Origin of the sequence: Gracilibacillus suaedae (assembly GCF_017599345.1) — a bacterium.
GTDB lineage: Bacteria > Bacillota > Bacilli > Bacillales > Amphibacillaceae > Gracilibacillus > Gracilibacillus suaedae.
Window position 1 is genome coordinate 39,104 of the sequence record NZ_JAGFVL010000011.1, and the last position, 14,424, is coordinate 53,527.

Sequence of the window (14,424 nt, forward strand, 5' to 3'; positions counted from 1 at the left end):
CTCACCACCTACTATGACCTTCTCAAACGGTATGTTTTTCTTTGTTGCAATTTCGTTATATCATCTACAAATACCTCAAAATCACGACCAGCTAAACGTAATGTAAGATGCAAGGCTTGTGGTGCACTTCCTGTAGCATCTCCTTTAATTGCACGAACCAATTCGCCCAACACACCTTTTAATTCTTGCTGGATGATTGATCTTAACATTTTCTGTGGTGCGACAATCTCAGGGTTACCAGCACCAGCATCCCCGACCATTGCTACTGTTGGCTTGTCTACTACACCACCAGTTGCTAATGCAGGTATCTTTGGTACCCATCCGAAACCAACGCTATAACCACCTAAAGTCACCTCCTGGTTACCAATTCTAAGCTTTTCATCTACATCTATTTTAATTTTCTTTTGTTTTCTTAATTATACAAGAACAAACATTCTATTTCGATCTAATTATTTTTGATTGACTAAAGGAACGTATGTTCTATAATATGAATAAGCACTACTAAATTATTACTATGCAGGAATTACTTTTGGTAATTCCCTACCTCCTTATACGAGGTGTTTATTTTTCACTCTAAAAGGAACATACATTCTGTGAAGGAGCTGTTTGCCTATGGATTACATCCCAACAAATTTAGAAATGGAAGTCGAAAAAGAACTGAAAAGATTAAATGTCATTTCTCCAATACAACTGTTAGATATAGAAGGTATAGCGTATAAATATAACATTTTATTAAAAAGTCATAGAGGACCATCTGTATCTGGTATTTTTTCGGGAGTGAAAATAATCAAAGTGGATTCACGATTGCATTACTTAGCACAAGACAGCAATTTTTCCATGAACTTGGCCATGTCTTATATCACTATGGCGATCAACAAGAATTACCGAAATCCTTTAAGGATTTGCAGGAGTATAAAGCTAGAAATTTCGCTTTACATTATGCAATACCCACATTTATGCTACATCATCTAGACTTACCTGAATCTCGGTTTGCAGCAATTGAGTATATAGCAACTACTTTTCAGGTTACTTATGAATTCGCTAAAGAGCGATTAACACATTTTGAAAATCAAATCACAGGAGCATTATTTTTAAAGGAGTTGAACATGCACTTTACTAATCATCAACAAATACAAGAGCAACCTGACTCGATCGACCTATATGATGATTTACCTTTTTGGGAACAACCCGACTTCAAATCATTCTTAGCAGATTTAGAGAAAGCAGGATTTAAAGAAAATGAGATTAAAAATATAGTGAATCAAATTAAACGTAAAGAAGCTGCCACTCATTCACAACAAGGAAATTAATTTTCTTTTGGAAGGAGCTAGTCGAATGAATTTGGATGATTCAATTCGCAAATTAGAAAGGTTAATAGCTATTTATTACTTAGGAAACAACTACGTTAGTGGAGGGGTTGAGTTATCTAGAGCGGAATCGAAACTAGTTATGCGTCAAATAATGCATTCTCTGGAGATAGCTGAAATGATTAGAGATAAGAAATTGTAATTTTTCAATGATGATAACTCACAAATATTCCAGTTACAATAAACCAAAAATAAAAAGGTGATAGGTTATGAAAAATCCAAACGGATACGGATCTGTTTTTAAATTATCCGGGAAAAGAAGAAGACCATTCGCTGTAAGAATAACAGTAGGATGGGATGACGAAGGTAAACAACAATACGATTATTTAGGTTATTATGCAAGCAGAAAAGAAGCGATGGTTGCATTAGCTGAGTACAATGAGAATCCTTATGCGCTAGAATCAACAAAAATAACATTTGCATCTATGTACCAGATGTTTTATAAAGAAAAATTTAAGAATATCCCTAATCATAAAGAAAAATCAAGTAAAAATGGATATAGTGCTGCATACAATCATTCGAAAGATTTACACGAGATGCGATTTATCGATATTAAAACCAGTCACCTTCAAGATTTAATTGATAAATGCGAAAAAGGGCATGGTACCAAAAGGAAAATAAAAGTTCTTTTTAACCAAATGTATAAATTCGCAATGAAAAATGACATGGTTTCTAAAGATTACTCTAAATATATTGTTATGCCTAAAAATGAATCAGGAAGTAACCGTAGTCCATTTACGCAACATGAAATTAATTTATTATGGGATAATATAGGTCACATAGAAGACGTTGATACTGCTTTAATTATGATTTACTCAGGATTGCGTCCAGGCGAGCTTATAGAGATAAAGAATAAAGACATCCATCTTAAAGAAAGACACTTCCGAGGTGGAATAAAAACTGCTGCAGGTAAAAACAGGATCATTCCTATTCATAAAAAAATCCATACATTAATTGAAAAGCGAATGGATCCGGAAAATGAGTATCTAATTGTTAACCAGGATAATAAGCATTTGAGTTACTATACGTATTACCATAATCGCTGGAAGAAAATGATGGAACAATTAGGACTTAATCACAAACCTCATGATTGTCGACATACCTTTGCAACATTAATGAACAATGCTGAAGCTAATAAAGTTGCTATTCAAAGAATAATGGGACATGCCTCAAAAGACATCACAGATAAAGTCTATACACACAAAGATATTGAGCAGCTACTCATAGCGATAGACATGCTATAGGAAGGCTGTTTTCCTCTTTAAAATAAGTGTCTATTACCTGTATATTTCGTGTATATTACGAGTGATTTTTTGTAGAAATTTAAACAAATCTATATATAGTAAAAATCCCCAACCATAGGCGGTTGGGGACTTCGTAAAACATATAAACTTAACGTTTTGAGAACTGTGGTGCACGACGAGCTTTTTTAAGACCGTATTTTTTACGTTCTTTAGCACGCGCGTCACGAGTTAAGAATCCTGCACGTTTAAGTGTTGTGCGGTATTCTGGGTCAGCTTCTAATAATGCACGAGCAACGCCATGACGAATTGCACCAGCTTGACCAGTGTATCCTCCACCATCAACGTTTACTAATACATCATAGCTACCTTCTGTTTCAGTAGATGCTAATGGTTGCTTAATGATTGTACGTAGTGTTTCATATGGGAAGTAATCTTCCGCATCACGGTTATTTACAACGATTCGTCCAGTACCTGGAACTAAACGTACACGTGCAGTTGAAGTTTTACGGCGTCCGGTACCGTAGTATTGTACTTGTGCCACTATTCGTTACCTCCTTTTAATTATCCGCGAAGTGTGTAAACTTCTGGTTGTTGAGCTTCATGTTTATGGTCTGCTCCACGATAAACATGTAGTTTTTTACCCATTTTACGTCCTAATTTACCTTTTGGTAGCATCCCTTTAATGGTTAGTTCTAACATTTGTTCAGGATATTTTTCACGCATTTCGTTAGCAGTACGTGTTTTTAAACCACCTGGGTGATTAGAGTGACGGTGATATAACTTATCGCTAAGTTTTTTACCTGTAAGTTCGATTTTTTCCGCGTTGATAATGATCACATGATCACCAGTGTCAACATGCGGTGTATATGTTGGTTTGTGCTTACCGCGAAGGATTGTAGCAATCTCACTTGCTAAACGACCTAACGTTTGACCTTCTGCGTCGACAACAAACCATTTGCGTTCAATATTATCTTCATTTGCCATGAAAGTTGTGCGCATGATCGGTTACCTCCTAAATCAATGTTTCTTAAGTGTTTTTTAATTTGTATAGCTCCGAGCGCCCAAAAAACTAGTGCCTAACACTTGCGCTCTGTACGATAAGTCATCATCAGCTCCTTCGTCGCTGTGATTCCTTTATCTCGCTTTTCTAGTTCCGAATTTATATTCTAACACGAGTAACTTTCCGGGGCTATTCGTGGTTTAGAAAATAAAATGCCATAGACCATAATATAATATACAACCCCAAATGTCAATAGATAGTACGCAAGGATTCGTTGTTTTTATCAGCTTTTTTTATCATAACTTACTTCCCATAAATACAACCCTTGTGGAGGAGCGGTTTTGCCAGCCTTTGAACGATCTTGGGCAGCGATGATCTCTGTAATTTCCTCTGGCTCTCGTTTACCTAGTCCGATATCAATTAAAGTACCAACAATAATCCGTACCATATTATATAAAAAGCCAGTACCTCTTACTCGAACGATGATGTCGTTTTCTTCTTGATTGACCGTAATGTCTGTAATCGTACGTACCTTATCTCCTTTTACATTACTGTTTGCTGCACAGAAAGAGGAAAAATCATGACTGCCTAGAAAATGTTGACTTGCTTCATACATTGCTTCCAGATCAAGCTCGCCTTCTACAAAATGGGTATAATGGCGGCGAAACAAATTTTTCTCCTGTGCGTTCAAGATATAATAACGATATTCTTTCTCACTAACATCATACCGAGCATGAAAATCATCCGGAACTTCTGTAATGGATACCACCTCGACATCATCTGGAAGCATGGTGTTTAAAGCTCGTAACCAGTTTTCAGATGGGATCTCTAATTCCGTATCAAAGTGAAGCACCTGTCCCACTGCATGAACTCCCTGATCGGTTCTGCCTGATGCCGTTACACGGACATGATTACCTTTATGCATTTTTGTTAGAACCTTTTCGATTACCCCTTGTACCGTTCGGCCATTTGGCTGTACTTGATAGCCTGAAAAAAACGTACCATCATATTGAATAATTGCTTTTAATCTCATTTTACTTTTCTCCTTAATTACGCAGACTGAAAAAGATAATGATAATCGAAACGTAGATGATCATCGCCATAAAATCTAACGACTTAAACTGTAATTTTCTTAGTTTCGTTCGACCTTCACTTCCTCGATAACCTCTGGCTTCCATAGCCATCGCTAACTCCTCTGCACGTTTAAAGGCACTAATAAATAATGGTACTAATAATGGAACTATCGCATAAATACGGTCTTTTATCGATCCTGTTCGTAAGTCCACACCTCGAGACGCTTGTGCCTTAGAGATTTTCTCTGTTTCATCTAGCAATGTCGGAATAAACCGGAGTGAGATTGACATCATAAGTGCTAATTCATGTACCGGTACTTTTATCTTCTTTAATGGTCCCAGAAGCGCTTCGATTGCATCTGTAATTTCCATCGGGGATGTCGTTAGCGTTAATAAAGAAGTGACTAACACCAGCAAGAAAAAACGCAACGAGATCGTTAACCCTTGGAGAACTCCACCCTCATGTATAGTAAAGCCGGCTATTTCTATTAAAACAGACCCTTCCTTTGTAATAATGAGATGAAGGATAAAGGTAAAGAAAATTAAAAACCATACAGGTGTAATACCTTTTAAGATATAACCGATACGTAATCTCGTTAATAGGACCAATATAAGTGCGAATAAAGTTAACCAACCGTAACTCCAACTATTGTTTGCGAAGAAGACAATAATGACAAATGTAAAGATAACAATCAATTTGGTCCTAGGATCTAAGCGATGAATCAAGGAATTACCTGGTACATATTGTCCTATGATCATAAATGACTTCATAATGGCTTGTTCTCCCTTAATTGCTCCACTATTTCTTTAGCTAGTTCATCTGGTTTTTGCCGTTTATAGCAAAGATCAGTACCGAATTTTTGATTGATTTGATTCATTAATGAAAGGATATCAGGCATATCAAGGTTCGCCTCTTCTAGCGATTCCACTTGCGAAAAGATTTGCTCAGGAGCTCCTTTCATATGCACACGACCATCCGCAAGTACAAAGATATGATCTGCATAATTAAGTGCATGATTCATCTGGTGTGTAACTAAGATCGTTGTCATATTTTTCGTTTTATGCAAATCATAAAACATGTTCATGATATCATGTTGTCCCTTAGGATCAAGACCTGCTGTCGGTTCGTCCAATATTAATACTTCTGGATTCATCGCAAGCACACCAGCAATCGCCACCCTACGCATTTGCCCCCCACTTAATTCAAACGGAGATTTCTGTAAAACATCATCTGATAAATGGACTTTTTCTAGCGCACTGGCAATTCTTGCTTGTGTTTCTTCCGCTGGCACTTGAAAGTTTTTCAAACCAAAGCTTATATCACGTTCTACTGTCTCCTCAAACAATTGATGTTCTGGATATTGAAAAACAACCCCTACTTTCTCCCGCAACTTCTTCAAATCTTGTCTCTTATTGTCTCTTGAGAGTCGGAAATTTCCTACTTGTACTTGACCTTCAGTAGGAAGAAGCAATCCATTGATATGTTGGAGAAGTGTTGACTTTCCAGAACCTGTATGTCCCACTACTGCCACAAATTCCCCTGTTTTTATTTCCATGTTAATATCTTTTAGTGCTTGATAGGAAAAAGGTGTATTCATTTGATACGTATAACTCACTCTTTCAAATTGGATGTCCATAATGCTTCCAAAAACTCCTCATTATCTAATGGATATGTTGTAAATTGATAATCATATTGCCGCTCTAATTCTATTGCTAACTCGACCGTTAATGGTAATGACAAGCCGATAGACTGCAGCCCTTGATAATCATTGAATAAATGATCTACGGTAGTATCTTTATAAATCTGTCCTTGATTCATGACAATAACCCGATCAGTTAAGATAATCTCATGTAAATCATGGGTGATCATCACCATCGTAATCTCTAATTCTTCCTTCAGATCATGAATGGTCGACAGTATTTCCTTTCTACCTCTTGGGTCTAACATAGAGGTGGCTTCATCTAACAAAAGGATCTCTGGATATGTCGCCATGACACTCGCAATCGCTACCCGTTGCTTCTGTCCACCTGAAAGGTTGTGTGGTTCATGATTTTGATAGTTTTCCATTCCGACCTGGGTTAAAGAAGTATGAATTCGCTCGATCATTTCCTTACGAGGTATACCACGGTTTTCCAGACCAAACGCTACATCGTCTCTTACCGTTGTTCCAACAAATTGATTTTCAGGGTTTTGAAACACCATTCCGATGTTCTGCCGTATCTCCCATACGTTAGAAGCGGTCAGCTTTCTGCCATTAACCAGGATATCCCCAGCTTGTGGTACTAGTAAACCATTTGCTAATTTTGCGATGGTCGATTTACCTGATCCGTTATGACCGATAATAGCAACAGTCTCATTTTCTTCTATCTTTAAATTGAACTTTTTTAATACCCATGGGGCATCTTCATTATATCGAAAATAAACATCACGAAATTCTATCGCAGTCATCATTACTTCTCCTTAAAGTCATTATTTCCCGGGTAATATTCATCAACGTCTATTGTATCATAATACACCCTTTATTAAGTTCTACAAATCTTGTTCCGGTTCATTTTTTTGAGATATTCTGATAGTGATTTTATTTTGATTCTCAAATTAAGAAAATTGACGTAGACCACTATTCTAGATAAACCCACCACTAACAAGAAATCAAATTGTTACATCTTTCCATTTATCATGATAAAATGTAAATACATATCTTCAGCATTTAGGAGAGATGATTTTGAAAAATAACCGATTACTTTGGAAGCTTGTTGTAGTATTATTCATTATCATTGTGGGGACTTTCATAGTAGATCAATGGAGAACAACTACTTATAAAGAAGTACTATCGGATTTAATTCCGGAAGATGAAGAAATTAGAGCAATTGACATTACCTATATTAACAATAATGAAGTCGGACGTGAACGGAAAGACATGTATCTTAACAACAATGATGAGATAATGAAAATAATGGAGCATTCTGCAAATATGAAATTAAAAAAAACAACACAACGAGGAAACCCAATATATTTAATGACAGTTAGAACTAGTAAAGGTGCTTATTCGATCAGTATTGATGATAAGGATAACCTATTTATCGAAGGAGATAGGTACAATTATCACATCATAAGTGATAACGAGTTGGTTAAAGCTATCGAATCATATGGAGATAAATGGGAAATAAGAGAAGGGTAATGTTTCATCATCTTCTAAGCAGTGTTCAAGTGAGTACTCTATATTTCTAAAGAAAGAGGCCAATATACTAGCCTCTTTCCAAAATCCCTAATCACAAGGAAGTCTCTTCTCTTAATTCGCCTATCTCCTCAATTCATTCTTCTACTTCTTCTTTTATTTCTTTTGCTTCGGTATCTACTAGTGTTTTGTTTTCATCTCATAATGTAGCGTTTAAAGCTTCAAGTGCTTGTTTACGCTCATCCGAGATCTCTTCCAATTGAGTTAATTGTTCTTCTGGTATCCATTCTTCTTCCTTTAATAAGCTCACAACAGAACGAAAACGATGCTCTTCTCGTGAAATAACAGCTGACCAATCACTGCTTATCTCACAAACTTTTTCTTGTTTTCGCATGATCTCCCAGCCAACTGGTGCTAAGTTTACCGGTGCCCAGCTAATTAGGGAACGAGTGGAAGTTGATGACATCAAGACAATTTTACTTAGATGACACTAGAATTTTTTGGTAAAGAAAATGCAGACGGACATTTAGTGCGTTATTTGATCAAATTATCACCATTTATCCATGTTGGCGGACATATAATCCTTTATTTGATGGTTTTTGGCCAAAATTAACACAATTTTGGTTGAATAGCGGAATAGATGTCCACCAACTTAACAAAAACGGCATTATTGTCACAAATAGCGGAACCAATGTCCGGCAACGGCATTCGTAGTTTTTGTGAAGAGACTTCAATTCTTTTAATTCAACAAAAAAAGGGCTTGGATGCACCTCTTAAAGAGATCTGCTCCTGCCCTTGCCTTGCTTTGCTTTGCTATGGAATTATACTAACTCGATTACTGCCATTTCAGCTCCGTCACCGCGACGAGGTCCTAATTTCAGCACTCTTGTATATCCACCTTGGCGATCTTCGTAGCGACCTGCAATGTCGTTGAAAAGCTTTTGTACAGCATCTTCGTTTTCGTTCGCTTCAGCATTGTATAAGAAAGATGCAGCTTGACGACGTGCGTGAAGGTCACCGCGCTTACCAAGTGTAATCATTTTGTCAACAACTGAGCGTAGTTCTTTAGCCTTTGCTTCTGTTGTTTCTAAACGTTCATGGATAATAAGGTCCGTTGCTAAACCTCGAAGCAAAGCCATACGTTGATCCGTTGTACGTCCTAATTTTCTAGCCATGGAATATCCCTCCTTCGTTCGAAATCTCTAAAAGGTGTTGTGATTAATCTTCGTTTCGTAGTCCAAGACCTAGATCTTCTAATTTATGCTTCACTTCTTCTAGTGATTTACGACCTAAGTTTCGCACCTTCATCATATCTTCTTCTGATTTATGAGCTAATTCCTGTACAGTATTAATTCCTGCTCGTTTCAAGCAGTTATAAGACCTTACAGATAAATCAAGCTCTTCGATTGTCATTTCAAGAACTTTTTCTTTTTGGTCTTCTTCTTTCTCGATCATAATTTCAGCGTTTTTCGCTTCGTCTGTTAAACCAACAAAAATATTCATATGTTCCGTGAAGATTTTAGCTCCTAGAGAAACTGCTTCTTCAGGACGAATACTTCCATCTGTTAACACATCAAAAGTAAGCTTATCATAATTGGCATCTTCACCAACACGGGTATTTTCTACTTGATAGGTTACTTTTGAAACTGGAGTGAAGATAGAGTCCACTGGAATAACACCAATAGGACGATCCTCATGGTTATTAGAGTCAGCTGGGCGGTATCCTCGGCCGCTTTGAGCTGAAATTTTCATTTTTAAATGGCCATTACTACCAACCGTAGCAATATGAAGATCCGGATTTAAAATTTCGACATCACTATCAAAAATGATATCCGCAGCCGTAACTTTCCCTTCTCCCTGTACATCTACTTCAAGTGTTTTCTCTTCATCTGAATAGATTTTAAGAGCTAGTTTCTTTAAGTTTAAGATAATAGTTGTCACATCTTCGACAACACCTTCAACCGTCGAAAACTCATGTAACGCTCCATCAATTTGAACAGATGTAACAGCAGCGCCAGGAAGTGAAGATAATAGGATACGACGCAAGGAGTTACCAAGTGTAGTACCATAACCACGCTCTAGTGGTTCTACAACGAATTTGCCATAATTAGCATCATCACTGATTTCTACTGTTTCTATTTTTGGTTTTTCAATTTCGATCATCTATTAAACCCTCCTCTAAAACGTCGAAACCCCGGTTAGACTCAGGGTCTAACCGAAATTCCCCAGGTAGGCAGTTCCCGTTTCTGCACTATGCAATTGTGATTTTGTGTCTGTCGAAAGCAATGGTGTCATTAATAAACATCTAAAAAACTTTATTAAGCTATCATAAACCATTATAGACAGATTAACAAATAATATACTGTGATTATACTCGACGACGTTTTGGCGGGCGACAACCATTGTGAGGAACTGGTGTTACATCACGAATGGCAGTTACTTCAATACCTGCTGCTTGAAGTGAACGGATTGCTGCTTCACGTCCAGCACCAGGTCCTTTCACTGTAACCTCTAAAGATTTTACACCGTGATCCTGAGCCGCTTTTGCTGCAGCTTCAGCAGCCATTTGCGCTGCGAAAGGAGTAGATTTACGAGAACCTTTGAAACCTAGCGCTCCTGCGCTGCTCCAGCTAACCGCGTTTCCTTGAACATCAGTAATCGTTACGATTGTGTTATTGAATGTAGAACGAATATGTGCAATACCCGTGTCTATATTCTTTTTCACACGACGTTTACGTGTATTAGTTTTACGAGCCATAAGTAAGCAAACCTCCTTTTATCTTATTTCTTTTTGTTAGCCATTGTTTTTCTTGGACCTTTACGAGTACGTGAGTTGTTTTTCGTTTTTTGTCCTCGAACAGGTAAACCTCGGCGATGACGTACACCACGATAGGAACCAATTTCAATCAGACGCTTAATGTTTAAGGATACTTCACGACGAAGGTCACCTTCTACAGTATAGCTGTCAATTGTTTGACGAATTTGACCTAATTCTTCTTCTGTTAAATCACGAACACGAGTGTCCTCATTAACACCAGCTTCTTCCAATACTTTCTTAGCAGTTGTTTTTCCAATACCGTAAATATAGGTTAAAGCAATCACTACGCGTTTATCACGCGGAACATCTACACCAGCAATACGTGCCATAGAGTGATTACACCTCCTTATCCTTGTTTTTGTTTATGCTTAGGGTTTTCGCAAATTACCATTACTTTTCCTTTACGACGAATAACCTTGCATTTTTCACAAATTGGTTTTACAGATGGTCTTACCTTCATCTTCCATACCTCCTCTTGTGTCGGAGCATTTTATTTATAACGGTACGTAATACGACCTCTTGTTAAATCATATGGAGAAAGTTCAACCGTTACTTTGTCACCAGGTAAAATTCGAATGAAGTGCATTCTAATTTTACCAGAAACATGTGCTAACACGGTGTGACCATTCTCTAGTTCTACTTTAAACATTGCATTCGGTAATGTATCAATTACCGTACCTTCGACTTCAATTGCATCGTCTTTCGCCATCGAGTTGATCTCCCTTCTTCAAATCTGTCTTCGTTTCTTCGACAAATTTATTAATAGCATAACGCAATTTACCATTGGTTACGCGCCCTGTTTCGAGAAGGCTTCTTTGAACTTCAGGAGATATAAAGCTTGTGTACGCAACATGATGCACATTCTTCTTCTTTGGTCGATCATATTTGCGTTTATCTCCATCCGCCAACAACACAAAACGACTGTCTACTCTTCCAATTACAATTGCAAACTGACCTGCTTCGCGTCCCTGTAGGATTTGAACAACCTGACCTAATTCCGGATAACTCTCCGTCTCGCTCAACCATCATCACCTTCATTTAGGTTTTACGTTATACCTATTTTCATTGTTAGTAACATTATACCAACTTTGGCGACATTTCATTAAGAAATTGTTTTTAATTTCTCATCAATATCGCTGAATACTGCATTAATTTCTTGAGAGCCGTTAATTGTCACTAAGTCACCTTTATTAGAGTAAAAGTCTAACATTGGTTGTGTTTGTTCAAGATTAACCTCTAAACGATTTCTAACTGTACTAGGTTGATCATCTTCACGCTGGATAAGTTTCGCACCATCCTTGTCACATATCCCTTCAACCTTAGGAGGGTTAAAGATTACATGATAAGCTGTGCCACACTCTGGACAAATTCGACGTCCTGTAAGACGTTCAATTAATTCATCTTTCTCAACGTCAACGTGTAAAACATAATCAATCGAGCGGTTCATGCTAGAGAGTAGTTCATCTAATGCTTCAGCTTGTGCCAAAGTACGTGGAAAACCATCTAACAAAAAACCCTTTTGACAGTCATCTTTGCTTAATCTTTCTTTCACGATACCAATTGTTACTTCGTCTGGAACAAGAGCACCTTCATCCATATAGCTTTTTGCTTTTTGTCCAAGCTCAGTTCCTTCTTTAATAGCCAACCGAAACATATCTCCAGTTGAAATATGAGGGATTTCATATTTTTCTACAATTTTTTCTGCCTGCGTCCCTTTACCAGCACCAGGTAGTCCCATAAGGATTAGATTCAACGATTTTCCCCTCGCTCTCTGTCTAGTCCGATCTACAAAAACTCTACTTAATAAAGCCTTTATAGTTACGTTTTACTAACTGCCCTTCTAATTGCTTCATGGTTTGTAAAGCAACACCAACAACAATTAAAAGTCCTGTTCCACCGATTTGCACGGATTGTGGAAGACCTGCCACATCACCTAATACTAAAGGTAAAACAGCGACAGCAGCTAAAAATAAAGATCCAACAAATGTTAGTCGATACATAACACGTGTTAAATAAGTCTCCGTTGTTTTTCCTGGACGAATACCAGGGATATAGCCACCTTGCTTCTTTAAGTTATCAGCCATTTGCTCAGGGTTAACTTGAACAAATGTATAGAAATACGTAAATGCAATGATTAGCACAACGTAAATAATCATACCAGTTACGTTTGAATAATCGAAAATATTGGAGATCGTCATCGCTACTTCATTATTCTCAAAGAACCCTGCAATTGTACGTGGTGCGATGATAAATGAAATTGCAAAAATGACTGGAATTACCCCTGCAGCATTTACCTTCAATGGTAAATGAGTAGAGTGTCCTCCTACTGGTGAACGATTCACTAAACGTTTCGCATATTGGACTGGAATTTTACGTAACGCTTGTTGAATGAAAATTACACCTACTATTACAGCAAGTACAAGCAATACAATCAACAGCACGATGACGATGTTTAGGAAAAGTTCATCTCCTACACCAGATCCAAAATATTGTGCGTAAATTTGATTAATACCATTTGGAATGGCTGCTACGATACCGGCAAAGATAAGGATAGAGATACCATTACCTACACCATTTGCAGTAATTTGTTCCCCTAACCACATTAAGAATGCAGTACCACTTGTCAATACTAGCGCAATTACTAGGAACTTCCCTACACCAGGATCATTAATCAAAAGGCCACCAGACATAGCATTAAAGCCTACTGACATGGCACAGGCTTGAATAAATGCTAACCCAATGGTTGCATAACGAGTAACCTGTGCGAGCTTCTTACGTCCCATTTCCCCTTGTTTTTTCCACTCAGAGAATTTTTGAACGACATCCATTTGCAATAATTGCATGATGATGGATGCCGTGATGTAAGGCATAATCCCCATTGCGAAAATGGAGAAGTTTTGTAATGCTCCACCACCAAATGTATTCAGTAACCCAAAAACATTTTGTTCATTCATGAAGTCAATAGCAGTTCGATCTGTAAAAGGAACCGGAATAAACGTTCCAAGACGAAATACTATTAGCATGAGAAGTGTAAAAATAATCTTTTGTCTAATATCAGCCACACGCACAAAATTGGAGATTGTACGAAACATTAAATCACCTCAGTTTGACCGCCCGCTGCTTCAATTGCATCTTTAGCTGAAGCAGAAAACTTATGAGCTTTTACGGTTAATTTCTTTTCTAACGTGCCGTTTCCAAGAATCTTAACACCAGATTTGACCTTGCTAATGGTACCAGTCTCAAGTAAAAGCTCAGGTGTCACTTCGGTACCTTCGTCAAAATTATTCAATGTTTCAAGGTTAACAATTGCGAAGTCTTTACGGTTGATGTTTGTAAAACCTCGCTTCGGTATACGTTGGAATAGTGGCATTTGTCCACCTTCAAATCCTGGACGTACACCTCCACCAGAACGTGCCTTTTGACCTTTGTGACCACGCCCAGATGTTTTACCATTACCTGATGACATACCACGACCAACGCGGTTGCGTTGTTTCTTCGCTTGTGATGGTTTTAATTCATGAAGTTTCATGCGAGCACCTCCTCTTTACAACAATTTTTATTAAACTTCTTTCACGTCAACTAAATGTGATACTTTGTTAATCATGCCTCGCACGACAGGAGTATCTTCACGGACTACTGATTGATGAATCTTTTTAAGACCTAGTGTTTGAACAGTAGCTTTTTGTACTTCTGATCTACCGATGACACTGCGTTTGAGGGTAATTTCTATCTTATTAGACATTTCG

Annotated in this window: 23 protein-coding genes; 4 read left to right on the top strand and 19 right to left on the bottom strand. The window is 37.6% G+C overall.

The genetic code is table 11. The annotated features are described in order from the left end of the window. Window positions 1-11 precede the first annotated feature (11 nt). The gene (locus J5J03_RS01460) at window positions 12-353 is read right to left on the bottom strand and encodes a hypothetical protein (RefSeq protein WP_208585822.1); all 342 of its coding nucleotides are present in this window, start codon (window positions 351-353) and stop codon (window positions 12-14) included. 450 nt (window positions 354-803) lie between these two features. Here J5J03_RS01460 and J5J03_RS01465 point away from each other — a divergent pair, with 450 nt between their 5' ends. The 3 genes from J5J03_RS01465 (at window position 804) to J5J03_RS01475 (ending at window position 2,611) form a co-directional block, all read left to right on the top strand. Next, entirely contained in the window at window positions 804-1,310 is a 507-nt protein-coding gene (locus J5J03_RS01465) for an ImmA/IrrE family metallo-endopeptidase (RefSeq protein ID WP_331460405.1), read from the top strand. A gap of 25 nt (window positions 1,311-1,335) precedes the next feature. Then, entirely contained in the window at window positions 1,336-1,509 is a 174-nt protein-coding gene (locus J5J03_RS01470) for a hypothetical protein (RefSeq protein WP_208585760.1), read from the top strand. A 67-nt stretch (window positions 1,510-1,576) separates the two neighbouring features. Continuing rightward, on the top strand, window positions 1,577-2,611 hold the full coding sequence (locus tag J5J03_RS01475; protein ID WP_208585761.1) for a tyrosine-type recombinase/integrase: 1,035 nt from the start codon (window positions 1,577-1,579) through the stop codon (window positions 2,609-2,611). 148 nt (window positions 2,612-2,759) lie between these two features. Here J5J03_RS01475 and rpsI read toward each other — a convergent pair whose 3' ends face one another. From rpsI to J5J03_RS01505, 6 genes are all read right to left on the bottom strand, one after another. Further along, entirely contained in the window at window positions 2,760-3,152 is a 393-nt protein-coding gene (gene rpsI, locus J5J03_RS01480) for a 30S ribosomal protein S9 (protein ID WP_018934245.1), read from the bottom strand. A gap of 20 nt (window positions 3,153-3,172) precedes the next feature. Next, window positions 3,173-3,610, bottom strand: a complete 438-nt coding sequence (gene rplM / locus J5J03_RS01485) for a 50S ribosomal protein L13 (RefSeq protein ID WP_208585762.1) — start codon at window positions 3,608-3,610, stop codon at window positions 3,173-3,175. A gap of 284 nt (window positions 3,611-3,894) precedes the next feature. Then, window positions 3,895-4,644, bottom strand: a complete 750-nt coding sequence (truA, locus tag J5J03_RS01490; protein WP_208585763.1) for a tRNA pseudouridine(38-40) synthase TruA — start codon at window positions 4,642-4,644, stop codon at window positions 3,895-3,897. A gap of 13 nt (window positions 4,645-4,657) precedes the next feature. After that, entirely contained in the window at window positions 4,658-5,455 is a 798-nt protein-coding gene (locus J5J03_RS01495; RefSeq protein ID WP_208585764.1) for an energy-coupling factor transporter transmembrane component T family protein, read from the bottom strand. Then, window positions 5,452-6,321 (bottom strand): energy-coupling factor ABC transporter ATP-binding protein, encoded by an 870-nt coding sequence (locus J5J03_RS01500; RefSeq protein WP_208585765.1) that lies wholly within the window; start codon window positions 6,319-6,321, stop codon window positions 5,452-5,454. The genes J5J03_RS01495 and J5J03_RS01500 overlap by 4 nt, the downstream gene beginning before the upstream one ends. Next, a complete protein-coding gene (locus J5J03_RS01505; protein ID WP_208585766.1) occupies window positions 6,297-7,133 on the bottom strand; it encodes an energy-coupling factor transporter ATPase in 837 nt (278 codons plus the stop codon). The genes J5J03_RS01500 and J5J03_RS01505 overlap by 25 nt, the downstream gene beginning before the upstream one ends. Before the next feature lie 274 nt (window positions 7,134-7,407). On the opposite strand from J5J03_RS01505, the gene J5J03_RS01510 reads away from it, so the two are divergent. Then, window positions 7,408-7,863: a hypothetical protein gene (locus J5J03_RS01510; protein WP_208585767.1), complete on the top strand. Its 456-nt coding sequence runs from the start codon at window positions 7,408-7,410 to the stop codon at window positions 7,861-7,863. A 196-nt stretch (window positions 7,864-8,059) separates the two neighbouring features. Here J5J03_RS01510 and J5J03_RS01515 read toward each other — a convergent pair whose 3' ends face one another. The 12 genes from J5J03_RS01515 to rpmD form a co-directional block, all read right to left on the bottom strand. Beyond that, on the bottom strand, window positions 8,060-8,326 hold the full coding sequence (locus tag J5J03_RS01515) for a hypothetical protein (protein WP_208585768.1): 267 nt from the start codon (window positions 8,324-8,326) through the stop codon (window positions 8,060-8,062). A gap of 355 nt (window positions 8,327-8,681) precedes the next feature. Beyond that, window positions 8,682-9,035, bottom strand: coding sequence for a 50S ribosomal protein L17 (gene rplQ / locus J5J03_RS01520; RefSeq protein WP_018934238.1), 354 nt, complete (start codon window positions 9,033-9,035; stop codon window positions 8,682-8,684). Between the two features lie 43 nt (window positions 9,036-9,078). Next, window positions 9,079-10,023, bottom strand: a complete 945-nt coding sequence (locus tag J5J03_RS01525) for a DNA-directed RNA polymerase subunit alpha (RefSeq protein ID WP_208585769.1) — start codon at window positions 10,021-10,023, stop codon at window positions 9,079-9,081. 205 nt (window positions 10,024-10,228) lie between these two features. Then, complete coding sequence (rpsK, locus tag J5J03_RS01530) at window positions 10,229-10,618, bottom strand: 30S ribosomal protein S11 (RefSeq protein WP_018934236.1); 390 nt, start codon at window positions 10,616-10,618, stop codon at window positions 10,229-10,231. A 23-nt stretch (window positions 10,619-10,641) separates the two neighbouring features. Beyond that, window positions 10,642-11,007 carry a 30S ribosomal protein S13 gene (rpsM, locus tag J5J03_RS01535; protein ID WP_018934235.1) on the bottom strand — a complete coding sequence of 122 codons (366 nt, stop codon included), beginning with the start codon at window positions 11,005-11,007 and terminating at the stop codon, window positions 10,642-10,644. Window positions 11,008-11,024: 17 nt separating this feature from the next. Continuing rightward, window positions 11,025-11,138, bottom strand: a complete 114-nt coding sequence (gene rpmJ / locus J5J03_RS01540; RefSeq protein ID WP_003156543.1) for a 50S ribosomal protein L36 — start codon at window positions 11,136-11,138, stop codon at window positions 11,025-11,027. 30 nt (window positions 11,139-11,168) lie between these two features. Then, window positions 11,169-11,387 (bottom strand): translation initiation factor IF-1, encoded by a 219-nt coding sequence (gene infA / locus J5J03_RS01545; RefSeq protein ID WP_018934234.1) that lies wholly within the window; start codon window positions 11,385-11,387, stop codon window positions 11,169-11,171. Further along, window positions 11,365-11,700, bottom strand: a complete 336-nt coding sequence (locus J5J03_RS01550) for a KOW domain-containing RNA-binding protein (protein WP_208585770.1) — start codon at window positions 11,698-11,700, stop codon at window positions 11,365-11,367. Before J5J03_RS01550 ends, infA begins: the two co-directional genes overlap by 23 nt. 80 nt (window positions 11,701-11,780) lie before the next feature. Then, a complete protein-coding gene (locus J5J03_RS01555) occupies window positions 11,781-12,431 on the bottom strand; it encodes an adenylate kinase (protein ID WP_208585771.1) in 651 nt (216 codons plus the stop codon). 43 nt (window positions 12,432-12,474) lie between these two features. Next, window positions 12,475-13,770 carry a preprotein translocase subunit SecY gene (gene secY, locus J5J03_RS01560; protein ID WP_208585772.1) on the bottom strand — a complete coding sequence of 432 codons (1,296 nt, stop codon included), beginning with the start codon at window positions 13,768-13,770 and terminating at the stop codon, window positions 12,475-12,477. Further along, a complete protein-coding gene (gene rplO, locus J5J03_RS01565) occupies window positions 13,770-14,207 on the bottom strand; it encodes a 50S ribosomal protein L15 (RefSeq protein ID WP_208585773.1) in 438 nt (145 codons plus the stop codon). The genes secY and rplO overlap by 1 nt, the downstream gene beginning before the upstream one ends. Before the next feature lie 30 nt (window positions 14,208-14,237). Further along, window positions 14,238-14,420: a 50S ribosomal protein L30 gene (gene rpmD / locus J5J03_RS01570; protein ID WP_208585774.1), complete on the bottom strand. Its 183-nt coding sequence runs from the start codon at window positions 14,418-14,420 to the stop codon at window positions 14,238-14,240. Window positions 14,421-14,424 lie beyond the last annotated feature (4 nt).